A 22542-nucleotide genomic window follows, 5' to 3' on the forward strand; every position below is an offset into this window, starting at 1 on the left:
TCAGGGAGCCGTGTCGAGGGTGCGCAGCCGGTAGGAGGAGTTGAGGTAATACGCGGCCAGCAGCGCGTAGCTGATGCAGGCGACCGCGGGCACGAACGAGTTCTCCGGCTTGCTCGCCAGCGCGCCTACGCACGAGATGAAGGCGAGGATCGCGAGCACGGCGCCCAGCCAGAATCCGGCCGCCGGTCGCGCGGTCGCCCTCCACCAGGGCCGCGGGTCCAGCCGATTCTCGCCCTCCCCGCGGAAGGTGCGCGTGCCGACGATCACGTAGGCGACGTTGAGGATGGCGACGATCAGCACATCCAGCGCCGGATTGACGATCCGGTCGATCACGAAGAAGTTCAGCGCCAGGATCAGCCCGAAGACCCCGACGATGTAGATGACCTTCCCCGTGATCGTGGTGATTCTCACGGTGCGAGCCTAGCCGGGAAGGGGCGGGCGCGGAGGACCGGCCCCGCGCCCGCGGCCGGCGACAGGTCAGTTCACCTCGTCCGGGTGCGCGCTCACGCGCCCCTCGCGCTCCATCGCCGTGATCGCCGCGACCTCGGGGGCGGTCAGCTCGAAGTCGAAGACGTCGAAGTTCTCCGCCATGCGCTCGCGGCGGTTCGACTTGGGGAACACGATGTTGCCGGTCTGCAGGTGCCAGCGGATGACGACCTGCGCGGGAGTCTTGCCATGCGCCGCGGCGGGGCCGGCGACCTCGGGCGCTTCGAACAGCGGGTACTTGCCCTGCCCGAGCGGCCCCCAGGCCTCGATGTGGATGCCGTGCTCGCGGGAGAACGCGGTCACCTCCGGCTGCTGGTGCGCCGGGTGCAGCTCGATCTGGTTGACGGCCGGCACGATCTCGGTGTTCGCGAGCAGCTTCTCCAGGTGCGGGACGAGGAAGTTGGAGACGCCGATGGCCTTGGCGCGGCCCGTGGCGTAGATCTTCTCCAGCGAACGCCAGGCCTCCACGAACGTGTCCTTCTGCGGGGTCGGCCAGTGGATGAGGTAGAGGTCCACGTAGTCGAGGCCGAGCTTGGCGAGGGACTCGTCGAAGGCGGCCTCGGCGTCGGTCTGCCGGTCGTTCCAGAGCTTGGTCGTGACGAACAGCTCGTCGCGCGCGATGCCGGACGAGGCGATCGCGGCGCCCACGCCCTCCTCGTTGCCGTAGATGGCGGCGGTGTCGATGTGGCGGTAGCCGACCTCCAGCGCGTCGGTGACGATGCGGGTCGTCTCGGCCGGGTCCACCTTGAAGACGCCGAAGCCGAGCTGCGGAATGGTGGTGCCGTTGTTCAGGGTGAGAAGCGGGGTATTTGCGTGTGCAACCATGTCGTCCACGATAGCAATGCGGTCGTAGGGTGAGCGCATGACGAACCGGCTGGCGGGCGCGATCAGTCCCTACCTGCGCGCCCACGCGGAGAACCCCGTCGACTGGTTCCCGTGGGGACCGGAGGCTTTCGCCGAGGCGCGGCGCCGCGACGTGCCGGTCATCGTCTCCATCGGCTACGCCACCTGTCACTGGTGCCACGTGATGGCGCGGGAGAGCTTCAGCGACCCCGCCGTCGCGGCGCTGATGAACGAGCGCTTCGTGTCGATCAAGGTCGACCGGGAGGAGCATCCCGATGTCGACGCCGCCTACCTCTCGGCGGCGAGCGCGTTCACCGAAGGGCTCGGCTGGCCGCTGACCGTCTTCGCGACCTCGTCGGGGCGGGCGTTCTTCGCCGGCACCTACTTCCCACCGGTGGCGATGGCCGGCCGGCCGTCGTTCACGCAGATCCTGGACGCGGTCGCCGACGCCTGGACGGAGCGTCGCGCCGAGGTGGAGGCCGACGCCGGCAAGGTGCGGGAGGCGCTCGCCGCGGCCGCCGCCCGGGCCACGACGGCCTCCGAGCTGCCCGGCGGTCGTGCCCTGGACGCGGCGGTCGGCGCGCTCGCCGAGACCGAGGACCCGCTGTACGGCGGCTTCGGCGGCGCGCCCAAGTTCCCGGTCGCTCCGGTGCTCGGCTTTCTGCTCGAACGGCCGGCCGGACGCGAGCTCGCGCACCGCACCCTGCAGCGGATGGCGGACTCCCCGCTGCGCGACCCGGTAGACGGCGGCTTCTTCCGCTACGCCACCCGGCGCGACTGGAGCGATCCGCACTACGAGCGGATGCTCTACGACAACGCGCAGCTCCTTGACGCGTCCGCCACGGCGTGGGCGCAGACCGGGGAGGAGTGGGCCGAGCGCACGGCCGACGGCGTGGCCGCCTTTCTGCTCGGCGTGCTCCGCCGTCCGGGAGGCGCGTTCGCCTCGGCGCAGGACTCGGAGAGCGTGGTCGACGGCGCCCGCGTGGAGGGCGGCTACTACCGGGTGCCGCCGGCCGAGCGCGCGAAGCTGACGCCTCCCGCGCTGGACGAGAAGGTGCTCACCGGCTGGAACGGCTTCGCGATCGGTGCGCTCGCCCGGGCAGGCCGCGTCCTGGACCGGCCGGCCTGGATCGTCGCGGCGGGGGAGGCCGCACGCGCGGTGATCGAGACGCACCGCCGGCCCGACGGCACCCTGGGCCGGGCGTCGGTCGACGGGGTCGTGTCGGAGGCCGTGGCGACGCTGGAGGACTACGGCGGCCTCGCCGGCGGCCTGCTGGAACTGGCGCTCGCGAGCGGCGACGCGGAGGCCGCCACCGCCGCCCGGGAGCTGGTGGACCTGTGCCTGGAGGCCGCTGACGGCGGCGAGTGTCCTTTCGGCGTGCCGGGCGGCGGCGACCCGCTACTGCAGTCGACCGGCCTCGCGGTGCGCGTCGACCCGTCGGAGGGCGCGTACCCGTCCGGCCTCACGGCGATGGCCTCCGCCGCGCACACGCTGTTCCTGATGACGGCGAGCCGCCGTTACGAGCGCGCCGCGCGGGAGGCGATGCGGCTCGTCGCCGGGCCTGCGGCGAGCGTGCCGAGCGCGTTCGGCGCCGCGCTGGCGCTGATGTCGCGGCTGGAGGGCGAGCCGCGGCAGCTCGTCGTCGTGAGCGAGCCACCGGCGGGTGCGGGCGCCGACGACCCCGAGGGCCTGGTCGCGGCATCCCGCCGGCATCCCGCCGACCTGGTCGCGCTGGTGGAGGCCTCCCAAGGCCGGGCGCTGGAGGCCGCGGGCTTCGAGTTGTTCGCCGCCCGCAGCACACGCGACGGCCTCCCGACCGCCTATCTCTGCCGCGACTTCGTCTGCGCGCTCCCGGTCACCTCGCCCGCCGGGCTCGGCTGAGCCGCATCAGCGCAGCACCCGGTACGTCAGGTGGGCGACCTCCGGCGTCACCCGCGACCGCAGCAGCTCGAGCTGCAGCGACGGCACCCGGTCGAAGACCCGTTCGCCCGCGCCGAGGGTGATCGGCGCCACGTGCAGCCGCAGCTCGTCGACGATGCCCGCCCAGAGCGCCTGGTTCAGCGTCTCCGCACCGCCCGCGATCGCGACATCGGCGTCGCCGGCCGCCGCGCGCGCCAGCTCGGTCGCCGCGTGGATGCCCTCCGTGACGAACTCGAAGGTCGTCCCGCCCTCCATCGGGATCGGCGCGTGCTCGTAGTGCGTGAGCACGAAGACCGGCGCGTGGTACGGCGGATCCTCCCCCACCAGCCGCGCCAGTCGCCGAACCTGTCGCCCTCGGCCGGCCAGTCGCCGCGCACGGGGCCGAACATGTTGCGGCCCATCACGTAGGCGCCCGCTGCGGTGATCGCGGCGATCTCCTCCGCGTGCGCGTCGCGGTACTCGAACATCCAGGTGTGCAGCCGCTCCACCCCGCGCTCGCCGAGCGGGTTCTCCAGCGACTGGTTGGGCCCGGCGGCGAACCCGTCGAGCGAGACGGCGATATCAGCGGTCACGATCCCCATGCCGCCTGGTTTACTACGCGCGCTCGACCTTGTCGAGCATTCCCCAGACCGCTTCGCTCAACTCGGGGTGCTCCAGCGCGATCCTGCGTAGCACGCCGTACTCGAAGCGGGTGTAGGTGTCGCGCCCGGCGGACGGGTGGTGCGCCCGGGACCGCTCCTCGGCGAGGTCGAAGTCCTCGATCGCTCCGGCACGCAGCGAGATGACCACCTGCTCGTCGACGCTCGGCAGGTCCGGGATGAAGTGCCAGGGGTCCTCGCCGGCGCGGCAGCGGTGCTCGATGATGGCAGTGAGCTCGTCGCGCGCCTGCTGGCGCAGCACTTCGATGCTCCTCGGGACCTGGTCCACCTCGCCCTCCTTCACTGCGCCTCTGTTCCCCATAGCGGCGGTTCCGGCGTCGGCGCCGGTACGGTGCGTACAGCCTAGGCGGCGAGGACCGCGCACCGCGAATCGGGGTGTAACGCTCAGTCCACGTGGGGGTGAACAGTGGATGCGGAGGGTCTCCTAGTGCGTGCGCGACAGCAGGTAGGCGTTCAGATCGGCGGTCAGCTCGGCGTCCACCGGGTACTCCCGGCCGTCGAGGTGCGTGATCGGGGCGGCCTGCCGGACGCTGGAGACCAGCCACAGCGCGTCGGCCGCCTCCAGCTCGTCGGCGGTGATGTGCCGGTACTCGGTCGCGTAGCCGCGCTCCTCGAAGAACGCGAACACTGCGGCCTGCGTCGTGCCGGCGAGGATGCCCTGGTCGGTCTGCGGCGTGCGGACCACGCCGTCGGCGAGCACGATGACGTTGGAGGTCGGCCCTTCCAGCGCGTAGCCGTCGGAGCTGATGAAGATCACGTCGTCCGCGCCACGGCGGACGGCCTCCCGCTGGGCCGCGCGGTTGACGGCGTAGGAGAGGCTCTTCGCGCCCGCGAGCAGCCACGGGGAGGTCTCGGCCACGTCGTGCCGCAGGCCGCGGTCGAGCGCGACCACCCTGATGCCGAGGCGCTGCTGGGTGAAGTCCTCTCCCTCGTCGACGAAGATCCAGCCGCTCGGCGTGCCCGTGCCCTCCACGCCGCGGGTGTAGATCAGCTTGGCGAACAGCTCGCCGCCGTCGCCGTTGCGCGCCCGGTAGTCGGCGACGCCGGCAAGGACGGCCTCGTGCCAGACGTGCTCGGCGGGAGCAGGGAGATCGAGGAGCTCTGCGGAGTGCGCGAGTCGCATGAGGTGAGGGCCGAGCGCCTGCGGGTGGCCGTCGATGACGGCGATGGTCTCGAACACGCCGTCGCCGCGGGTGATGCCCAGGTCGGTGATCCGCACCTGCGCGGCGTCGAAGTCGGCGAGGGCGAAGCCGGGGTCGCCGGTCGAGGGCTCCCCGGTGGGCACGGTGATGGTCAGCAGAGTCGCGCGCGTCATGTGCCTATTGTGCCCGGGCACGGCCCAGAAGTCAGGGCTTGCGGGCGTCAGGGCTTGCGGGCGTCAGGGCCTGCGGGCGTCAGGGCCTGCCGCCTCAGTCCGTCTGCCGGATGCGGAACGCGTCGTCGCCGTCCGGCGCCGCCTCCGACACCCGCACGTCGTCCACGGCGCTCCCGGGAGGCCCGGCCCGCAGCCAGTCGAGCATCCGGTCGACGCTCGCCGCCTCGCCCTCCACCTCGACCTCCACGCTGCCGTCGGAACGGTTGCGCGCCCAGCCGGCCAGGCCGAGCCGGCGGGCCTCCTCGCGGGCGCTCCAGCGGTAGCCGACGCCCTGCACCATCCCTGTCACGATCGCGTGCCGGCGGATCGTCGTCTGTTCCTGGCTCACGCCGCCCATTGTGCTCCTGATTGAATTGCTGCGTGACCTCCACCGCCGCCCTCCGCTCCGACCTCGCCACCGCCGGTTTCACCGTCGACGGCCTGACCGCGCTCTGGGGTGAGGAGGCCGCAGAGGCGCTGCACCGCGGTCAGCGGGTCCCTGCCGAACGGGCGCTCGCGCGGACCGGCGGCGGGACGCTGGCGACGCTGGCGGCGCTGTTCGTCCTCGGGCGGCCGGTCGGCCGGGAGGCCGCGGCCGCGGCCTTCCCCGCCCTCGGGCTCGACGGCGCGGAGGAGCTGGGACTGATCCGAGGCGCTGCCCCCGACGCGGTCGATCCCGACGCGGTCGATCCCGACGCGGTCGATCCCGACGCGGTCGATCCCGACGCGGTCGATCCCGACGCGATCGATCCCGACGCGATCGCCCCCGCCGTCGACCTGCGCCCGTACGCCTTCGTGGACGTGCTGGGGCCTGCCGAGTGGTGGATCGTCTCCGATCTCGGCGAGCTCGCGCTCGGCCGCGCCCTCCCCGAGGACCACGTGCTCGGCGTCGGGGGCGCCTCCATGACGCTGAGCGGTCTCATGCTGCAGCGTCCCGTGCGCTCCGCGCTCGATCTCGGAACCGGGTGCGGCATCCAGGCGCTGCACGCCTCCCGGCACGCCGACCGCGTCGTCGCGACCGACATCTCCGAGCGCGCGCTGCGGCTCGCCGCGCTGAACGCGGAGTTGAACGGCGTCGAGGGCATCGAGTTCCGGTTGGGGAGCATGTTCGAGCCGGTGTCGGGGGAGGCCTTCGATCACATCGTCTCGAACCCGCCGTTCGTCATCACGCCGCGGACCGAGGGCGTGCCGGCCTACGAGTACCGCGACGGCGGGATGGTCGGCGACAGCCTGGTCGCGGCGTTCGTGGCCGGCTGCGGCGCGCACCTGAACCCCGGCGGCGTCGCGCAGCTCCTGGGCAACTGGGAGTACCACGACACCGCGGACGCTCTGGAGCGGGTCCGCGGCTGGGTGGACGACTCCGCGCAGCCGCTCGACGCGTGGGTGATCGAACGCGACACGGAGGACGCCGCCCAGTACGCCGAGACCTGGATCCGCGACGGCGGCACCCGAGCGGGCACGCCGACGTTCGACACGCTGCTGGGCGCCTGGCTGGACGACTTCGAGGCGCGCAGCGTCCGGGAGGTCGGCTTCGGCTACGTGCTGCTGCGGCGGGCGGAGGGCGTGCCCACCCTGCGTCGGTTCGAACGCCTCCACGGGGCACTGGGCGCGAACCAGGCCGGCCTCGGCGTCCACCTCGGTGAGTGCCTGGCGGCGCACGACGCGCAGTCGTCCCTGGGCGATGACGCCTTCGGCGCGCTGTGCCTCACCGTCGCGGGCGACGTGACCGAGGAGCGTCACCTGTGGCCCGGCGCGGACTCGCCCACCGCCATCCTGCTGCGCCAGGGCGGCGGCTTCGGGCGCGTGGTCGGGGCGGACACCGGCCTGGCGGCACTGGTCGGCGCGTGCGACGGTGAGCTGAGCGTCGCCGCGATCGTGGGCGCGCTGGCGCAGCTTCTGGAGGTGGACGAGGACGCCCTCCGCGCCGACCTGCTCCCCACCGTCCGCGCCCTCGTCACCGACGGCCTCCTCCGCCTCCCCTGACCCCGGACACGCGCCACCCCGGACACGCACCCACCCCGCCGGCACCCACCACCTCGCAGGCACCCGCCGAGTACGCGCGAGATCAGCCGAAAACCGTCGACTACGCAGAGGATTCGCGTACTCGGCGGTTTGCTAGCGCGGCGGGAGGGGGACGAGACGCACGTCGGTGAGACGGGCGCCGGCGACGGTGGCGGTGAGGTAGGTGCACGCGGGCTGGCGGCGGCGGTCCGTGGGGGAGCCCGGGTTCAGGAGGCGCAGGCCGCCGGGCGAGACCGTGTCCCACGGGATGTGCGAGTGCCCGAAGACCAGCACGTCCGTGTCCGGGAAATCGCGCTCGCACCGCTCCTCGCGTCCCTTCGCCGGGCCGGTCTCGTGGACCATGGCGAACCGCAGCCCGCCCAGCTCGAACCGCGCGACCTCCGGCAGCCGGCGCCGCAGCCCCGGCCCGTCGTTGTTGCCCCACACGCCGATCAGCCGCCGCGATCGCTCCTCCAGCAGGTCGAGCGTCGCCTCGTCGACCCAGTCGCCCGCGTGCAGGACGAGGTCGGCGGCCTCCACGTCGGCCAGCACCTGCGGAGACAGGGCTTTCGCCCGGAGCGGGATGTGGGTGTCGGACAGCATCAGCAGCTTCACGTTGGCAAACGGTAGGCGATTCCGCCGGGCGAGGCTAGCGTCGAAGGCATGGACCTCAGGACCCTCGGAAACAGCGGAACCATCGTGTCCGCCTTCGCCCTCGGCACCATGACCTTCGGCGCGGAGGCCGACGAGCCGACCTCGCACGCCATCCTGGATCGGTACATCGACGCCGGCGGCACCCTGATCGACACGGCCGACGTGTACAGCGCGGGGGCGTCGGAGTCGATCATCGGGCGGTGGCTCTCCCGCAACCACGGCGCCCGCGACCGGCTCGTCATCGCGACCAAGGCCCGCTTCCCGATGGGGGAGGGCTCCAACGACCTCGGCCTGTCCCGCACACACCTCCGAAAGGCGCTCGACGACTCCCTGCGCCGGCTCGATGTCGACCACATCGACCTCTACCAGATGCACGCCTGGGACTACCTCACGCCGCTTGAAGAGACGCTGCGCTTCCTCGACGACGCGGTGACGGCGGGCAAGATCGGCTACTACGGCTTCTCGAACTACCTCGGCTGGCAGCTCACCAAGGCCGTCGCGGTCGCGGACGGCTACGGTTTCGTGGCGCCGGTCACCCTTCAGCCGCAGTACAGCCTCCTGGTCCGCGGTATCGAGCACGAGATCGTGCCGGCCGCGCTGGACTCCGGGATCGGCCTGCTGCCGTGGTCGCCGCTGGCCGGCGGCTGGCTGAGCGGCAAGTACCGCCGTGACGAGGCGCCGACGGGAGCGACCCGGCTGGGCGAGAATCCGAAGCGCGGGATGGAGGCCTTCGACGCCCGCAACGCCGACCCGCGCACCTGGGAGATCATCGACGCGGTGCAGACCGTCGCAGAGGAGACCGGCGCGAGCATGTCGCAGGTGGCGCTCGCCTGGCTGGTCGACCGTCCCGCGGTGTCCAGCGTGATCCTCGGCGCCCGCACGATCGAGCAGCTCGACGACAACCTGGCGGCGGCGGACCTCGAACTGACCGACGAGCAGCGCACGCGCCTGGACACGGCGAGCACGCCGCGCACGGAGGTGTACCCGTACGGGCCGCAGGCCGTCGCGCAGCGGCACCGCAAGCGCGAGGGAGGCCGCTGACCCTGCCGCTGACGCGCGACTGGCAGCGCAGAGGGGTCGCAACACGCCGTCACCACGACGCCGGAGCGGCGTGTCGCGACCCCGCTGCGATGCTCACGCGCGGAGCGCGGCCGTCTCGGACACGAGTGCCACGGCCGCCCGCTCCACTGCGGCCGGCGGGAGGCTGAGGCCGAGCACGACATCCGTGGAGCGGGGCGGCGGTGCGGCGTCCGCCTGCTCGCTGCCGGTCTCCGGCACCGCTCCACCCGCCGCCGCCATCCCGAGCACCGCGACCCGGAACTCCACCACCCCGCCCGGCACGCGCCGGGCCGCGAGGGAGAGCGCCGCAGACGCGAAGGTCAGCGTCGTCCACTCGTCCGCTCCGAGCGTCAGATCGCCGGGGAGCCCGGCCAGCCACGCCCCGAGCTCCGCCGCCTCCTCGACGTGCAGCAAAGGCCCCACGAGCCGCCAGCGACGGTCCCCGTCCGCCGCGATGGCCTCCACGGTGAGCACGTCGCTGTCGCGCGACAGCGGGCGGAGGGCCAGGCTCCGCGACGCCGCGGCGTCCGAGAGGAGCACGCCCGTCACCGCGGGGCCGGGACGACCGTCAGCACCCGCTCGATGTACTCGAAGAACGACACCATGAAGCCGCGGAGGAACGCCTCCGTCGACTCGTTCGTGACCGTCCCGTCGTCCTCGATCAGCCCGGGCTTGAGCTGGATGTAGGCCTCCGGCGCGTTCATCTGCGGTGCCTGCAGGAAGCTCAGCACGCTGCGGAGCTGCTGCTGCGCCACTGCGGTCCCGATCGGCCCGGTGGAGGCCCCGATCACGGCCGTGGCCTTGCGCGCGATCACGTTCTCGCCGTGCGGCCGGCTCGCCCAGTCGATCGCGTTCTTCAGCGCTCCGGGGATGGAGCGGTTGTACTCGGGCGTGATGAACAGCAGCGCCTGCTGCGCGGCGATCGAGGCCTTGAAGTCGCGGACGACCTGCGGGAAGTCCCCGTCGTAGTCGCGGCTGTAGAGCGGCAGGTCGGCGATCCCGATGTCGGTGAAGACCAGCTCCTCCGGCGCCAGCCTCAGGAGCGCCTTCGAGAGCCTGCGGTTGATGGACCCGGTGGAGATGCTGCCGACGATGTAGCCGACGCGGTAAGGCGGTTGGAGCTCGTTGACCGTTGCCATGCCGCCAGCTTGCCCCCGGCCTCGCGCGGTGTCGAGTCCCGCGACCAGGCCGTTCCGGGCTCCTTCTGAGTCCTCCTGCGGCCGGAATAGGGCATCTTCCCGATGTGGGAGGGGGCCTTAGCGACGAGTCTGAGGTCATCGAAGAAAGCAGTGCGACGAAGGGTGTGGGGATCATGATGCTGTCCGAGGAGTTCGTGGCGTCGCGGGTGTACGCGGGGGACGTCGAGCGGGCCGAGCGCGACCGGGAGCTGGTGCGGCGCCTCCGTGAGGAGCGCGCGGAGCGCCGGGCGGAGCGGACGGCCGGGCGGCGGGCGCAGCGAGCCGCCCGGGCGGTCCCGGAGGCCGTGGCCGAGCCGGGTGCTGCGCCACGCGCGACCGGGGCCGTCACGGCTCCGGAGCACGCGCCCGAGACGGTCCAGGAGGCCGCGCGCGACGAGCGGCGGGAGCTCGCCCACGCCGGGCGATGAGCACGGTTCTGCCCTGGGCGAAGCAGGGCGGACAGGGGGTTCGGATGTCGGTGGTCCGTGGCACGATGAGGCCATGCGATCACCGGCGTCCAGCCCCACGATGATCGGGCGCGAGTCCGATCTCGAGGCGCTGCGCGACGAGCTCGAGGGGGTTCGCCGCGACGGCGGGCTTCGCGCCGTGGTGATCGGGGGCGAGGCCGGAATCGGCAAGTCGCGGTTGCTCGCCGAGTTCCTGGCGGAGGCCGAGGAGTCCGCCACCGTGGTGCTCGGCCGGTGCGTCGACCTCGGCAACGACGGCGCCCCGTACGCGCCGTTCGCCGGCATCCTGCGCCGGCTGATCGAGCTGCGCGGGCTCGACGCGGTGCTGGAGGCCGCCGGCCACGGCGCCGGCGTGCTCTCCGTGCTCCTGCCGGAACTCGCCGACGACTCCGCGGTGCCGGCGCGCACCGGCGCCGAGCGGCTCTACGAGCTCGTCACGGTCCTGTTCGAGACGCTCTCGCTCGACCGTCCGCTCGTCCTGGCGGTGGAGGACCTCCACTGGGCCGACACCGCGACGCTCGAACTGCTCCGCTTCATCGTCCGGATGGCCGAGCGCGGGCACATCCTCGTCGTGCTGAGCTACCGCACCGACGAGATCACGCGCGGCCACCCGCTGCGCGCCTACCTCGCCGAACTGGAGCGCACCCGCCGCGTCACGCGCTGGGAGCTGGCCCGGCTCGGCCGAGGCCAGGTGGAGGCGCTGATCGCCCGCCTGCTCGGCTGCGAGCCCGACGCCGCGACGGTCGACCGCGTCTACGAGATGAGCGAAGGCGTCCCGTTCTTCGTCGAGGAGCTGATCGGCATCGACGGGCTCGCGACCGGCGAAGACCTGCCCGAGACCCTGCGCGAGCTGCTGCTCGCCCGGTTCGAGAAGCTCAGCGACCCGGCCCAGCGGCTGCTGCGCCTCGTGTCCGCCGGCGGGGTCTGCGTCGACCACGAGCTGCTCAGCGCGGTCTTCGACGGCACACCCGACCAGCTCGACGCGGCGGCTCGGGAGGCTGTGGTCGCCAACGTCCTGGTCGCCGACTCCACCGAGTACACCTTCCGGCACGCGCTCGTTCGCGAGGCCATCCACGCCGACCTGCTGCCGGGCGAGCGCAGCCGGTTCCACATGCGGTTCGCCGAGGCACTGGAGGCGAGCCCGCAGCGCTCGGCGACTCAGCTCTCCACGCACTGGCTCGCGGCGCACGACGTGCGGCGCGCCTTCACCGCGTCGCTGGAGGCACTGAGCGAGGCGCGGATGTCGTACGCCTATGCGACGGCCGCGGCGATGGGCGACCGCGCCCTGGAGCTGTGGGACAGCGTGCCCGACGCTGACGAGCTGAGCGCACAGTGGCTGAGGAGCGGAGGCCGCACCGAGCTATTGGCCCGCACCGCGTCGGCGCTGCGCAACGCGGGCGACAACGAGCGCGCGCTCGCCCTCGTCAACGTCGCGCTCGAGGCGGCCGAGGGCCTGCCTCCCGCCCGGCACGCGCGACTGCTCCGCGACAAGGCGCAGTACCTCCAGAACCTCAACCGCACCGGCGTGCAGGAACTGCTGCAGAGCGCGCTCGACGTGGTCCCGCCCGGCGCCCTGCCGGAGGGCGACGGCCTGCGCCTGCAACTGCTGGCCGAGCTGGCCGCCCGGTACATGCTGGCGGCCCGGTTCGACGACGCCGTGACCGTCGCGAGGCAGGCGATCGAGGAGGCCGGCGACGGGTCGCCGGCGCTGCGCTCGGTCGCGCACAACATCCTCGGCAGCTCCCTGGTCTCCCAGGGCTTCGTGGAGCGCGGACTGGCGGAGCTGGACGAAGCGGGCCGGCTCGCCGAGCACGACTCCACCGCCGAGCTGCGCTACGCGGTCAACGCGTCCGACGCGATGAACAACCTCGGCCGCTACGCCGAGGCGGTGCGCCTCGCCGAGGCGGGCGTCCGCGAAGCCCGCGCGCGGGGCATCGAGCGCTCCACCGGCGTCATTCTGTCCTCCAACACGGTGGAGCCGTTGCTCGCGCTCGGCCAGCTCGACCGTGCGGAGGCGCTGCTCGATCCCGCGCTCTCCCTCGATCCGCCGCCGAGCTTCCGCGCGCACCTGCAGCGCATGAAGCTGTGGCTCACGCTGTGGCGCGGCGACCTGGAGACGACGGAGGCGTTGCTGCGCCGCTGGCACAGCGGCCTCCGCACGCTCGGCGACCTGGAGGTCCAGTCCGAGCTCGGGGTCGCCCGGCTGGCTGCGGAGGTGGCGATCGCCCGCGGCGATGCGTTCGACGCGTGGGAGCACACCGCGCCGGTGCGCGCGTCCACCCACCGGCCGTTGCCCGCCAACGACCTCCCCGTGCTCGCGGCGGCGGCGCGCGCTCTGGCGGACGTGGCGTTCCGCTCGGCCCACGAGCGCGCCGAGCGCGACACCCCGGTCGACGTCGCCGAGGAGGCAGCTCGCCTGGACGCGGCGCTCGTGGCCATCGAAGCCTGGCCGACCGCTGTCGCGTGGGGGCCGGTGATCCGTGCCGAACTCGCGACCGCGCTGGCCGCAGCGATGGACGAGGTGGGATCGGGGCTGTCCGCCGCCGAGCGCTTCGACGGCGCCCGGGTTGCCTGGGAGGCCGCCATCGAGGCGACCGCCTCGCCGCTCGCCCCTGCGCACCTGCACCCGTACGCCCTCGTGCGCGCCGCGCGGGTCGCCCGCGCAGCGGCAGACCGTCCCGCGGCGGAACGCCTGGCTGTCGCCGCCCGCGACGAAGCGGAGCGCTCGGGCTTCGGACTCCTCGCCGAAGCGGCGGCGGCGCTCATCTCGTCGCGCGGCGCCCGCGCGGCCGGAGGTCCGGCCGCACCCGGGCCCGGCGCCCCGCTCACGGAACGCGAGGAGCAGGTCCTGGCCCTCATCGAGCAGGGCCTGAGCAACAAGCAGATCGGCGAGGTGCTTTTCATCTCGGCCAAGACGGCGAGCGTCCACGTCTCGAGCATCCTCCGCAAGGTCGGCGCCGCCAGCCGCACGGAGGCCGTCTACCGCGCCTCCCGCACCCCGCGCCCGCCCGCAGCCATCGCTTCCTCACTTCCTCCCGCGACACGCCGGGGCTCGGCGGGAGGAAGTGAGGAAGCGATGGCGTGAGGATGCGTCGCTCAGCGCTCCGCGGCCACCGCGCAGACGATGCACAGCTCGGTCGTCGGCCGGGCCTCCAGCCGCGGGACGCCGATCGCGCGCCCGCAGGACGCGCAGGTGCCGTATCGTCCCAGCCGGATGCGCTCGCGTGCCGCGTCGACGGCAGCGATGTCCGCCGCGGTCTCTGCGCGGAGGGCGTGCAGCCTGCTCCACTCCGAGCTCAGCGTCGGGCCTTCCGGGTCGTGCTCGTCGTCGGCGGTCGACTCCGACCGTGACGACAGCAGCGATCCCAGCGCCTCCGCGAGTCGCTGCGCTTCCGCGACGTCCACGTGGCGTCGCTCGTCCAGCATCCTGTCGAAGCGCTCCAGCTCGTCGAGGGGCAGTCCGTCGTCCTGGACGATGGAGAGCTCTCGTGTATCCGGTGATTCGGTGTGCATCCGCGCACCCCCTTCCGATTCCCCGCCGGTCAGCGTACGCCGGGGTTCTGATATCCGACGTAGGCTCGGCGCGTGCCTTCGTTTCGTGTGATCATCCCTGTCGGTCGCCTGAGGCCCGACGTGACCCCGACCGAGATCGAGCCCGCGGCCGCCGCCGCGGTGGCCGAGCTGACAACCGTCGAGGCGACGAGCGTCGATGTCGTCAGCCGTGAGGCACGGATCACCGTGCGCTTCACCGCGGACGGCGCCCACGACGCGCTCCGGGTCGCCGAATCGGCGGTCGCCGCGGTCGCCGCGCTCGCGCAGGCCGGGGATTGGCGGCTCACCGAGCGCGTCGGTGGCCGCTGGTTCCGCCGGGCGTGACGCCGGGTCGGCCGGCGCTCCTCACACCGCAGCCGGCAGTGACGCCTCGATGAGTCCGACGATCCGCGGGTCGTCCGGCTCCAGCTGCGGGCGGAACCGGTGCACCGCGCCGTCCGGCGTGATGACGAACTTCTCGAAGTTCCACTTCACCTTGCCAGCCTTGCCGTCGCCGTCCGGGTGCGTGGTCAGCTCGCTGTAGAGCGGGTGCGCGTTGCGGCCGTTCAGACGCACCTTCTCCATCATCGGGAATGTGACGCCCCACGTCGTCGAGCAGTACTCCTTGATCGCCTCGGTGGAGCTGAGCTCCTGGAGGAACTGGTTGCTCGGGAAGCCGATCACCGTGAAGCCGCGGTCGCCGTAGGCCTCCTGCAGACGCTCCAGCTTCTCGTATTGCGGGCTGAGGCCGCAGCGAGAGGCGACGTTGACGACGAGGATGACCTTGCCCGAAAAGGCGGCGAGGCTGGTCGGAGCTCCATCGATGGTGTGGAACGGGATATCCATCAGGGTCATGGTTCGAGCCTACGTCCCGATACGGGAGTGTATGCGCGGTTGCGGTGAAGACCCAGGAATGCGGCGCGCTGCGACTCAGGCGCTCGCGAGCGGCGCCGCCGGATCGGACGCCCACTCGTTCAGCGACCCGTCGTAGACGGTCACGTCGTCGCGCCCGAGCAGTGCCAGGGCGAGGGCGTCGGCCGCCGCCGCGATCCCGCCGCCGCAGTACGCGACGATGGGGTCGGGGGAGGTGAGCACGTCTGCGAAGAGGTCGTGCAGTTCCGCGGCCGGCAGGAAGGCGTTGCTCCCGCGGTCGACGAGCCGCACGGCCGGCGCGCTCACGCTGCCCGGGATGTGCCGGGCGGCGAAATCCTTCGGCGCGGTGCCGCAGACCAGCGTGCCGGGTCGGTCGCCGGCGAGGAGGGCCTCCACCTCGCCGCGGTCGCTCCAGAACCCCGGCTGCTCGGCGGAGACGAAGTCGGTGGACGGCGCGGGCGTCACCGGCCCCGGCTCGACCGGCCGGCCCTCTTCCCGCCACTTGGTCACGCCGCCGTCGAGGACCGCGACGCGGTCGTGCCCGAACGAGCGGAACAGCCACCACAACCGGGAGGCCCACTGCCCGACCGCGCCGTCGTAGACGACGACGGTGGTGTCGGCGTCCACGCCGAGCGCTGCCGCGGCCGCGGCGAACGCCTCGGCGCCGGGACGCGTGAACGGGAACGGCGCCGCCGGGTCGCTGAAGCGCTCGAGCAGATCGGCGAAGACGGCACCGGGCACATGGCCCTCTCCGTGCCGCCCGATCCCGCTCACGTACTCCGTACGCCCGTCGGCGCCGCTGACCGCGACGACCGTGGCGTCGATCACGAGGAGTCCGTCCGACCCGAGGTGGTCGCAGAGCCACTGCGTCGACACCAGCGGCCCGGCGAGCGCGGCACCGACTGCGCCGGCCCGGACCTCGCCCCGGCCCACGGCCTCCGCGTCGTCGCCATCGCCGCGAAGATCGGCGAGGGTCGCGGGGTCGGGGACGGTCGGCTCGTCGGAATGCGCGGTCGTGAGAGTCATGCGCACCACGCTAACGGGGGCCTCCGACGTCGCCCTATAGGAGGCGCAACCGTGCGTAACGCGGGGGTGGAGGCTGCTGAACGGGGGGCTGCGCCTTCGGTGACGTCGCCCTATAGGAGGCGCAACCGTGCGTAACGCGGGGGTGGAGGCTGCTGAACGGGGGGCTGCGCCTTCGGTGACGTCGCCCTATAGGAGGCGCAACCGTGCGTAACGCGGGGGTGGAGGCTGCTGAACGGGGGCTGCGCCTTCGGTGACGTCGCCCTATAGGAGGCGCAACCGTGCGTAACGCGGGGGTGGAGGCTGCTGAACGGGGGGCTGCGCCTTCGGTGACGTCGCCCTATAGGAGGCGCAACCGTGCGTAACGCGGGGGTGGAGGCTGCTGAACGGGGGGCTGCGCCTTCGGTGACGTCGCCCTACAGGAGGCGCAACCGTGCGTAACGCGGGGGTGGAGGCTGCTGAACGGGGGCTGCGCCTTCGGTGACGTCGCCCTACAGGAGGCGCAACCGTGCGTAACGCGGGGGTGGAGGCTGCTGAACGGGGGCTGCGCCTTCGGTGACGTCGCCCTACAGGAGGCGCAACCGTGCGTAACGCGGGGGTGGAGGCTGCTGAACGGGGGGCTGCGCGTTCGGTGACGTCGCGCACGGGAGGCGCAACCGTGCGTAACGCGGGGGTGGAGGCTGCTGAACGGGGGGCTGCGCGTTCGGTGACGTCGCGCACGGGAGGCGCAACCCTGCGTACTGCGCGCGATTGGGCCGGTCTCAGCATTCGATGACGTTGACGGCCAGGCCGCCCTCGCTGGTCTCCTTGTACTTGGTCGACATGTCCAGGCCGGTCTGGCGCATCGTCTCGATCACCGTGTCCAGCGAGACCAGGTGCGAGCCGTCGCCGTGCAGCGCCAGGCGGGCGGCGGAGACGGCGGTGGAAGACGCGATCGCGTTCCGTTCGATGCACGGGATCTGCACGAGGCCCCCGACCGGGTCGCAGGTGAGACCGAGGTGATGCTCCATCGCGATCTCGGCCGCGTTCTCGACCTGCGTCGGCGTGCCGCCCAGCACCGCGCAGAGCGCGCCCGCGGCCATCGCGCACGCCGATCCGACCTCCGCCTGGCACCCGCCCTCGGCGCCCGAGATCGAGGCGTTCGCCTTGAACAGCGAGCCGATCGCGGTCGCGGTCAGGAGGTACTTGCGGATGCCGTCGAGCGTCGCGCCCGGCACGAAGCGCAGGTAGTAGTGGGCGACCGCGGGCACGATCCCCGCGGCGCCGTTCGTCGGCGCGGTGACGACACGGCCGCCCGAGGCGTTCTCCTCGTTCACGGCCAGGGCGAAGGCGTGCAGCCACTCCAGCGACGTGGCTCGGCCCGGGTCGTCCTGGACCCTCTCCAAGTGCTCGCGCATCGCGGCGGCGCGACGCTTGACGCCGAGGCCGCCGGGGAGCGTGCCGTCCCCGGCCAGGCCGCGCGAGACGCACTCGGCCATCGCCTCCCAGATCAGGTCGAGGCGCGCGTCGGTGGCCTCCTCGCCGTGCAGGGCCGCCTCGTTGCGCCGGGCGACCTCGCAGATCGGGATGTCGAGCCGCGCGCAGATCGCGAGCAGCTCTGCGGCCGAGTCGTAGGGCAGCGGGTGCGCTGCGCGCGCGGCGAGGTCGGCCTCCTCGCCGTCGCGGCGGATGAAGCCGCCGCCGATGGAGTAGTAGGTCTCCTCCAGCAGGGGGAGCGGCTGGCGTGTGCCGTCGGCGCTGCTGCCCCACGCGCGCAGAGTGAGCGCGTTGGGGTGGCCGGGGAGGCGGGTGCGCGGCTCGAAGTCGATGTCGTCCTTGCTGAGCGGGATATCGCGCACGCCCGCGAGGCGCAGAGTCGCGCCGTCGGCGATGCCGGACCACGCGCCGCGCACGTCGTCCGGGCGGCAGTTCTCCGGCTCGTTGCCGCGGAGCCCGGCGACGACGGCGTCCGGCGTGCCGTGCCCGATCCCGGTCGAGCCGAGGGAGCCGTAGAGGGTGCAGGTGACCTGGTCGACGTGGTCCACCAGCCCGTCGGCGACGAGTCGGTCGGCGAACGCCTTCGCCGCTCGGAGGGGTCCGACGGTGTGCGAGCTCGAGGGACCGATGCCGATCGAGAACAGGTCGAAGGCGGAGACGTACGCTGTCACTTCTCCAGTGTACGTCGCCGATTGTGCGGGATTCCCGCGTGAACGTGCGCATCGGCGCAGGTTTCGCGCGCGGAACTCAGGTTTCGCGAACCTTCACCCGGGCGTCACCCGGCGGACACCAGGTGGTGTCCAGTCCGCCTTCCAGGGAGGTGTACTCGATGAGGAACTGACCGCCTTCGTCCGGTCCCTCCACCACGACGCCCGGGCGGTCCCCGAGCCAGACGGTCGTTCCGACGCCGATGTCCATGCCGGTCACACTACGCTCGCGCCGGTCCGGCGCGGGAGACCGGACCGGGCACCGCGACGCGGGGAAGAGCGCTGGCTGGACTCCACTCGCCGATTTCAGCCAGGACCGGGCGTTCCGCGCCGCGCCGCGCGTAGGCTCGGGGCATGGCGTTCGACTGGTCGCACTTCTACGAGAAGCAGGGCGGACGCGGCGTCCGGCCGACGTACGAGTCGGCTCTCGCGGCATGGGACGGGCCGGCGGGGACCGCCGTGGACCTCGGCTGCGGCGACGGGGTCGAGACGCGCGACCTCGCGGAGCGCGGCTGGCAGGTGCTCGCCGTGGACTCCGACCCTGCGGTGGACGAGCGGGTGCGCTCCGGGCTGGATCCCGCTGCGTCCGGCCGTGTCACCACGCGCTGCGCCGCCTTCGAGGCGCTCGGCGAGCTGCCGCGTGCGGAGTTCGTCTACGCCGGGTTCGCGCTGCCGTTCTGCGACCCGGCTCGGTTCCCCTATCTCTGGGCCGACATCCGTGACGCGATCGAGCCCGGCGGCCTGTTCGCGGGGGAGCTGTTCGGGCCGCATGACGAGTGGTTCGGGCGGCCGGGGATGAACTTCCACGACCGCGCAGGGGTGGAGGCCATGCTCACCGGGCTGGAGGTGCTCCGGCTGGTCGAGGACGACCGGCGCGGGATGTCGTTCGAGGGGCCCAAGCACTGGCACGTGTTCCACATCGTGGCGCGGGCGTGAGCGCCGGGGTGCGGACGGAATTCCTCCACAGCCGCTGACTTCCCGCGACTTCTCCACTGATTTCGTCCGGGACGACTCCGCACGTCCGCGCCCACCCAGGATGGACACATCGCATCCGTCTACAGAAAGAGACCTGCATAATGCCGCGACTGCTGCTAAACTGCATGCATGCCCATTTCAATCACGATCCGTTCTGTTCCGGACGAGGTGCGCGACGAGCTCGCGGCGCGTGCGGCGCGTTCGGGCCGATCACTCCAGGAGTACCTCGTGCATGAACTCACCCGTATCGCCGGCAAGCGCACGGTCGACGACGTGCTCGACAGCATCCGTCGCCGCGCGGAGCACTTCCCGCCGCTCGACCGGGAGGCCGTGGCCGACATGATCGCCGGGAGCCGCGAGTGAGCGCGGTGGCGGCTGCCGTGCGCCGCACGGCGGCTCACGCCGGGCATCCCTCGGCGTCGTCGCGCGGCCCGCTCCCGGACGACTTCGGTGTGCCCGAGACGGTGATCGTCGACACCTGCGCCGTCATCGATCTCCTCGTCGACCCCGGTGAAAACGGTCGGGCCGTGGCCGAGCGTCTGCGCGGCCGCGACCTGGCTGCCCCCGATCTGATGTTCGCCGAGGCGGCCAACGTCCTGCGCAAGCTGCGGCGGCGGGGCGACCTGAGCGACGCCGAGGCATCGATGGCCTACGCCGAGCTCTTGGAGCTCCCCATCGAGCCCTGGCCGTTCGAGACGGTCGAGCAGCGCGTGTGGGATCTGCGGGGCAGCCTCGGCGGGTTCGACGCGACGTTCGTCGCGCTGTCCGAACTGCTCACCGCGCCGCTCGTGACGACCGACAAGCGGCTTACGCGGGCGATGGAGTCGCTGCCCGCGGTGAAGAGGCGGGGGCTGGAGGTGGTCGAGAAATAGGTCAGCGCAGCGTCAGGTCAGTGCCGCGTCAGCTCAGCGCAATGTGAGTTCAGCGCACTGTGAGTTCAGCGCACTGTGGGGTCAGCGCAGTGTCTTGCGGGCGGTGATCTGGCCGGTGTCGAAGCCGAGCAGGTGGAGTCCGCCGTGGAAGCGGGCGTGCTCGATCTTGATGCAGCGATCCATCACGACAGTGAGGCCGAGGGACTCGCCGTACTCGGCGGCCTCCTGGTTCCAGATGCCGAGCTGCACCCACACGGTCGGCGCGCCGACGGCCACGGCCTCGTCGATCACGCTCGGGATGTCGCTCGCTCGGCGGAACACGTCCACGATGTCAGGCACCTCGGGAAGGGAGGCGAGATCCGGGTAGGCCTTCTGGCCGAGGATGGTGTCGGCGTTCGGGTTGACGAAGGACACGCGGAAGTCGCTCGACTGCTGCAGGTACGTTCCGACGAAGTAGCTGGACCGCGCCGGGTTCGCCGACGCGCCGACGATCGCGACCGACTTCGCGGCGCGCAGGATGCGGAGACGCTCCCTGGCGTCCGGGCCGGTCCAGGTGCGCTGCGACTTCAGGAGCTTGGCCAGCGGCGAGTCGGCCGGGAGAGAGCAGCTCAGGCCGTTGACGAGCTGGACCTGCGTCGTCGTGGTGGTCGCGTTCGCCGTCGTCATGCTGCCGCCTCCTTCACCGCTGCGCTGAGCGCCTGGTCCAGATCGTAGATGATGTCGTCGACGTCCTCGATGCCGACGCTGATGCGTACGACGCCGGGGAGCACGCCGGCGTCGAGGAGCTGCTGCTCGGTGAGTTGCGCGTGCGTCGTGGAGGCGGGGTGGATGACGAGCGTCTTCGCGTCGCCGATGTTCGCCAGGTGGCTGGCGAGGTTCAGAGACTCGATCAGACGCTGACCGACCTCCCGTCCGCCTTTCACGACGAACGAGAACACGCTGCCAGGGCCCTTCGGAAGGTACTTCTGCGCGCGTCGGTGGTGCGGGTGCTCGGGCAGCCCGGCCCAGAAGACCTTCTCGATCCGGGGGTCCTCGTCCAGCCACTCGGCCACCGAGCGGGCGTTGTCGACGTGCGCCTGGATCCGATAGGGCAGCGTCTCGACGCCCTGCGCCAGCAGGAACGCCGAGTGCGGCGCGAGCGAGGGGCCGATGTCGCGGAGCTGCTTGGCGCGAAGACGGGTGAGGAAGGCGTACTCGCCGAAGTTGCCCGACCATTGCAACCCGCCGTACGACGGCACCGGCTGGCCGAACAGCGGGAACTTCTCGGTGTGCCAGTCGAAACGACCACTCTCCACGACGACGCCGCCGAGAGTCGTGCCGTGGCCACCGAGGAACTTGGTCGCCGAGTGGATGACGATGTCGGCGCCCCACTCGATCGGGCGGTTCAGGTAGGGCGTCGCGATGGTCGAGTCGATGATCAGGGGGACCCCGGCGGCGTGGGCGACCTCGGCCAGACCCTCGATGTCGGCGATCTCGCCGGAGGGGTTGGCGATCGTCTCCGCGAACACGAGCTTGGTGCGGTCGGTGATCGCCGCCGCGTAGTCTGCCGGGTCGGAGCTCTGCACGAAGGTCGTGTCCACACCGAAGCGGCGCAGGGTCACATCGAGCTGCGTGATCGAGCCGCCGTAGAGATTCGCGGACGCCACGATGTGGTCGCCGGCACCGGCCAGCGACGCGAAGGTGATGTACTGCGCGCTCAGCCCGCTGGCGGTCGCCACAGCGCCGATGCCGCCCTCGAGGCTCGCGACGCGCTCCTCGAACGCGGCGACCGTGGGGTTCTCCAGCCGCGAGTAGATGTTGCCGTACTTCTGCAGGGCGAAGCGTGCGGCGGCGTCCGCGGTGTCGTCGAACACGAACGCGCTGGTCTGGTAGATCGGCAGTGCGCGGGCCCCGGTCACGGGGTCGGGGATGTTGCCCGCGTGAATCGCACGCGTCCGGAAGCCATATTCGCGATCAGCCATGCGGCCACGCTACCCGAGGCCGCGAGGGCCCGTCGGGCGGGGTCCGTAACACGCGGTCATCCGTCGCCGGCTGTGCACGGAGCGTGCCCAGCCTCGCTCGCTAGGCTGGATTCCGATCGCCTGACCGCGATCCCGGACGACGGTTCAGTACCCGGCGCGCGACAAGACTGGCCAAGGAGTCGTCATCGTGTCGTGGATCGTCCTCATCCTCTCCGGCGTGCTCGAAGCCGTCTGGGCGACGGCCCTCGGGAAGTCGGCCGGGCTCACGCGCCTCTGGCCGACCGTCGTGTTCGTCGCCGGCCTCCTCGCGTCGATGGGCGGCCTCGCGTATGCGATGCGCGAGATCTCCACCGGCACGGCCTACGCGGTCTGGGTCGGCATCGGCGCGGCGCTCACCGTGCTCTACGCGATGGTGTTCGGCGGCGACGGCTTCTCGATCGTGAAGCTCCTGCTCATCCTCGGTCTGGTCGGCTGCGTCATCGGCCTGAAGCTCGCGCACTAG

General features: G+C 72.2%; 26 protein-coding genes and 1 riboswitch. Of the genes, 10 read left to right on the forward strand and 16 right to left on the reverse strand.

Going from position 1 to position 22542, the window contains the following annotated elements; translation table 11 throughout:
• Both ACR5MH_RS00480 and ACR5MH_RS00485 read right to left on the reverse strand, forming a co-directional pair.
• Entirely contained in the window at window positions 1-411 is a 411-nt protein-coding gene (locus ACR5MH_RS00480; protein WP_431349146.1) for a hypothetical protein, read from the reverse strand.
• A gap of 66 nt (window positions 412-477) precedes the next feature.
• Complete coding sequence (locus ACR5MH_RS00485; protein WP_431349147.1) at window positions 478-1311, reverse strand: aldo/keto reductase; 834 nt, start codon at window positions 1309-1311, stop codon at window positions 478-480.
• Window positions 1312-1348: 37 nt separating this feature from the next.
• Between ACR5MH_RS00485 and ACR5MH_RS00490 the strand changes: the two genes are divergently transcribed.
• Entirely contained in the window at window positions 1349-3211 is a 1863-nt protein-coding gene (locus ACR5MH_RS00490; RefSeq protein ID WP_431349148.1) for a thioredoxin domain-containing protein, read from the forward strand.
• Between the two features lie 6 nt (window positions 3212-3217).
• On the opposite strand, the gene ACR5MH_RS00495 is transcribed toward ACR5MH_RS00490, so the two are convergent.
• The 4 genes from ACR5MH_RS00495 to ACR5MH_RS00510 all read right to left on the reverse strand — a co-directional run bounded on the left by ACR5MH_RS00495 (window position 3218) and on the right by ACR5MH_RS00510 (window position 5612).
• A complete protein-coding gene (locus ACR5MH_RS00495) occupies window positions 3218-3574 on the reverse strand; it encodes a dihydrofolate reductase family protein (protein WP_433862153.1) in 357 nt (118 codons plus the stop codon).
• 270 nt (window positions 3575-3844) lie between these two features.
• Window positions 3845-4177 carry a hypothetical protein gene (locus ACR5MH_RS00500; RefSeq protein ID WP_431349149.1) on the reverse strand — a complete coding sequence of 111 codons (333 nt, stop codon included), beginning with the start codon at window positions 4175-4177 and terminating at the stop codon, window positions 3845-3847.
• 156 nt (window positions 4178-4333) lie between these two features.
• The gene (locus ACR5MH_RS00505) at window positions 4334-5224 is read right to left on the reverse strand and encodes an aminodeoxychorismate lyase (protein ID WP_431349150.1); all 891 of its coding nucleotides are present in this window, start codon (window positions 5222-5224) and stop codon (window positions 4334-4336) included.
• A 94-nt stretch (window positions 5225-5318) separates the two neighbouring features.
• Window positions 5319-5612 carry an acylphosphatase gene (locus ACR5MH_RS00510; protein WP_431349151.1) on the reverse strand — a complete coding sequence of 98 codons (294 nt, stop codon included), beginning with the start codon at window positions 5610-5612 and terminating at the stop codon, window positions 5319-5321.
• A gap of 32 nt (window positions 5613-5644) precedes the next feature.
• Here ACR5MH_RS00510 and ACR5MH_RS00515 point away from each other — a divergent pair, with 32 nt between their 5' ends.
• On the forward strand, window positions 5645-7246 hold the full coding sequence (locus tag ACR5MH_RS00515) for a DUF7059 domain-containing protein (protein WP_431349152.1): 1602 nt from the start codon (window positions 5645-5647) through the stop codon (window positions 7244-7246).
• A gap of 132 nt (window positions 7247-7378) precedes the next feature.
• On the opposite strand, the gene ACR5MH_RS00520 is transcribed toward ACR5MH_RS00515, so the two are convergent.
• Window positions 7379-7879, reverse strand: a complete 501-nt coding sequence (locus tag ACR5MH_RS00520; RefSeq protein WP_433862154.1) for a metallophosphoesterase family protein — start codon at window positions 7877-7879, stop codon at window positions 7379-7381.
• 48 nt (window positions 7880-7927) lie between these two features.
• Here ACR5MH_RS00520 and ACR5MH_RS00525 point away from each other — a divergent pair, with 48 nt between their 5' ends.
• Entirely contained in the window at window positions 7928-8959 is a 1032-nt protein-coding gene (locus ACR5MH_RS00525; protein WP_431349153.1) for an aldo/keto reductase, read from the forward strand.
• Window positions 8960-9052: 93 nt separating this feature from the next.
• Here ACR5MH_RS00525 and ACR5MH_RS00530 read toward each other — a convergent pair whose 3' ends face one another.
• Window positions 9053-9517: a WapI family immunity protein gene (locus tag ACR5MH_RS00530; protein ID WP_431349154.1), complete on the reverse strand. Its 465-nt coding sequence runs from the start codon at window positions 9515-9517 to the stop codon at window positions 9053-9055.
• A 5-nt stretch (window positions 9518-9522) separates the two neighbouring features.
• Window positions 9523-10116, reverse strand: a complete 594-nt coding sequence (locus ACR5MH_RS00535; protein WP_431349155.1) for an NADPH-dependent FMN reductase — start codon at window positions 10114-10116, stop codon at window positions 9523-9525.
• A gap of 173 nt (window positions 10117-10289) precedes the next feature.
• Here ACR5MH_RS00535 and ACR5MH_RS00540 point away from each other — a divergent pair, with 173 nt between their 5' ends.
• A complete protein-coding gene (locus tag ACR5MH_RS00540) occupies window positions 10290-10583 on the forward strand; it encodes a hypothetical protein (protein WP_431349156.1) in 294 nt (97 codons plus the stop codon).
• Window positions 10584-10656: 73 nt separating this feature from the next.
• Complete coding sequence (locus tag ACR5MH_RS00545) at window positions 10657-13707, forward strand: helix-turn-helix transcriptional regulator (protein WP_433862155.1); 3051 nt, start codon at window positions 10657-10659, stop codon at window positions 13705-13707.
• 11 nt (window positions 13708-13718) lie between these two features.
• Here the strand turns inward: ACR5MH_RS00545 and ACR5MH_RS00550 are convergent, their stop codons facing one another.
• Window positions 13719-14135, reverse strand: coding sequence for a TraR/DksA family transcriptional regulator (locus ACR5MH_RS00550; protein ID WP_431349158.1), 417 nt, complete (start codon window positions 14133-14135; stop codon window positions 13719-13721).
• A 72-nt stretch (window positions 14136-14207) separates the two neighbouring features.
• On the opposite strand from ACR5MH_RS00550, the gene ACR5MH_RS00555 reads away from it, so the two are divergent.
• On the forward strand, window positions 14208-14498 hold the full coding sequence (locus ACR5MH_RS00555) for a hypothetical protein (protein ID WP_431349159.1): 291 nt from the start codon (window positions 14208-14210) through the stop codon (window positions 14496-14498).
• A gap of 21 nt (window positions 14499-14519) precedes the next feature.
• On the opposite strand, the gene ACR5MH_RS00560 is transcribed toward ACR5MH_RS00555, so the two are convergent.
• The 4 genes from ACR5MH_RS00560 to ACR5MH_RS00575 form a co-directional block, all read right to left on the reverse strand.
• Window positions 14520-15008, reverse strand: coding sequence for a glutathione peroxidase (locus tag ACR5MH_RS00560; RefSeq protein ID WP_431349160.1), 489 nt, complete (start codon window positions 15006-15008; stop codon window positions 14520-14522).
• 75 nt (window positions 15009-15083) lie between these two features.
• Window positions 15084-16052: a sulfurtransferase gene (locus ACR5MH_RS00565; RefSeq protein ID WP_433862156.1), complete on the reverse strand. Its 969-nt coding sequence runs from the start codon at window positions 16050-16052 to the stop codon at window positions 15084-15086.
• A 758-nt stretch (window positions 16053-16810) separates the two neighbouring features.
• Window positions 16811-18196: an L-serine ammonia-lyase gene (locus ACR5MH_RS00570; RefSeq protein ID WP_433862157.1), complete on the reverse strand. Its 1386-nt coding sequence runs from the start codon at window positions 18194-18196 to the stop codon at window positions 16811-16813.
• 76 nt (window positions 18197-18272) lie between these two features.
• Complete coding sequence (locus ACR5MH_RS00575; protein WP_431349163.1) at window positions 18273-18443, reverse strand: hypothetical protein; 171 nt, start codon at window positions 18441-18443, stop codon at window positions 18273-18275.
• A gap of 143 nt (window positions 18444-18586) precedes the next feature.
• Between ACR5MH_RS00575 and ACR5MH_RS00580 the strand changes: the two genes are divergently transcribed.
• The 3 genes from ACR5MH_RS00580 to ACR5MH_RS00590 all read left to right on the forward strand — a co-directional run bounded on the left by ACR5MH_RS00580 (window position 18587) and on the right by ACR5MH_RS00590 (window position 20079).
• A complete protein-coding gene (locus tag ACR5MH_RS00580; protein ID WP_431349164.1) occupies window positions 18587-19168 on the forward strand; it encodes a class I SAM-dependent methyltransferase in 582 nt (193 codons plus the stop codon).
• 168 nt (window positions 19169-19336) lie between these two features.
• Window positions 19337-19570, forward strand: coding sequence for a FitA-like ribbon-helix-helix domain-containing protein (locus ACR5MH_RS00585; RefSeq protein ID WP_431349165.1), 234 nt, complete (start codon window positions 19337-19339; stop codon window positions 19568-19570).
• A complete protein-coding gene (locus tag ACR5MH_RS00590) occupies window positions 19567-20079 on the forward strand; it encodes a type II toxin-antitoxin system VapC family toxin (protein WP_433862158.1) in 513 nt (170 codons plus the stop codon). The genes ACR5MH_RS00585 and ACR5MH_RS00590 overlap by 4 nt, the downstream gene beginning before the upstream one ends.
• An 81-nt stretch (window positions 20080-20160) precedes the next feature.
• On the opposite strand, the gene ACR5MH_RS00595 is transcribed toward ACR5MH_RS00590, so the two are convergent.
• On the reverse strand, window positions 20161-20745 hold the full coding sequence (locus ACR5MH_RS00595; protein ID WP_431349167.1) for a CoA-binding protein: 585 nt from the start codon (window positions 20743-20745) through the stop codon (window positions 20161-20163).
• Entirely contained in the window at window positions 20742-22040 is a 1299-nt protein-coding gene (locus tag ACR5MH_RS00600) for an O-acetylhomoserine aminocarboxypropyltransferase/cysteine synthase family protein (protein WP_431349168.1), read from the reverse strand. The genes ACR5MH_RS00595 and ACR5MH_RS00600 overlap by 4 nt, the downstream gene beginning before the upstream one ends.
• A gap of 111 nt (window positions 22041-22151) precedes the next feature.
• Window positions 22152-22216, forward strand: a riboswitch (guanidine-III (ykkC-III) riboswitch).
• A gap of 11 nt (window positions 22217-22227) precedes the next feature.
• Here ACR5MH_RS00600 and ACR5MH_RS00605 point away from each other — a divergent pair.
• Complete coding sequence (locus tag ACR5MH_RS00605; RefSeq protein WP_431349169.1) at window positions 22228-22542, forward strand: DMT family transporter; 315 nt, start codon at window positions 22228-22230, stop codon at window positions 22540-22542.

Origin of the sequence: Streptomyces sp. L7 (genome assembly GCF_050990935.1) — a bacterium.
Classification (GTDB): Bacteria; Actinomycetota; Actinomycetes; order Actinomycetales; family Microbacteriaceae; genus Leifsonia.

Coding starts and splice junctions, on each gene's coding strand:
- ACR5MH_RS00485 (WP_431349147.1), bottom strand. CDS start 1,311: ATGGTTGCACACGCAAATACCCCGCTTCTCACCCTGAACAACGGCACC.
- ACR5MH_RS00490 (WP_431349148.1), top strand. CDS start 1,349: ATGACGAACCGGCTGGCGGGCGCGATCAGTCCCTACCTGCGCGCCCAC.
- ACR5MH_RS00505 (WP_431349150.1), bottom strand. CDS start 5,224: ATGACGCGCGCGACTCTGCTGACCATCACCGTGCCCACCGGGGAGCCC.
- ACR5MH_RS00525 (WP_431349153.1), top strand. CDS start 7,928: ATGGACCTCAGGACCCTCGGAAACAGCGGAACCATCGTGTCCGCCTTC.
- ACR5MH_RS00535 (WP_431349155.1), bottom strand. CDS start 10,116: ATGGCAACGGTCAACGAGCTCCAACCGCCTTACCGCGTCGGCTACATC.
- ACR5MH_RS00540 (WP_431349156.1), top strand. CDS start 10,290: ATGATGCTGTCCGAGGAGTTCGTGGCGTCGCGGGTGTACGCGGGGGAC.
- ACR5MH_RS00545 (WP_433862155.1), top strand. CDS start 10,657: ATGCGATCACCGGCGTCCAGCCCCACGATGATCGGGCGCGAGTCCGAT.
- ACR5MH_RS00550 (WP_431349158.1), bottom strand. CDS start 14,135: ATGCACACCGAATCACCGGATACACGAGAGCTCTCCATCGTCCAGGAC.
- ACR5MH_RS00560 (WP_431349160.1), bottom strand. CDS start 15,008: ATGACCCTGATGGATATCCCGTTCCACACCATCGATGGAGCTCCGACC.
- ACR5MH_RS00565 (WP_433862156.1), bottom strand. CDS start 16,052: ATGACTCTCACGACCGCGCATTCCGACGAGCCGACCGTCCCCGACCCC.
- ACR5MH_RS00575 (WP_431349163.1), bottom strand. CDS start 18,443: ATGGACATCGGCGTCGGAACGACCGTCTGGCTCGGGGACCGCCCGGGC.
- ACR5MH_RS00580 (WP_431349164.1), top strand. CDS start 18,587: ATGGCGTTCGACTGGTCGCACTTCTACGAGAAGCAGGGCGGACGCGGC.
- ACR5MH_RS00585 (WP_431349165.1), top strand. CDS start 19,337: ATGCCCATTTCAATCACGATCCGTTCTGTTCCGGACGAGGTGCGCGAC.
- ACR5MH_RS00595 (WP_431349167.1), bottom strand. CDS start 20,745: ATGACGACGGCGAACGCGACCACCACGACGACGCAGGTCCAGCTCGTC.
- ACR5MH_RS00600 (WP_431349168.1), bottom strand. CDS start 22,040: ATGGCTGATCGCGAATATGGCTTCCGGACGCGTGCGATTCACGCGGGC.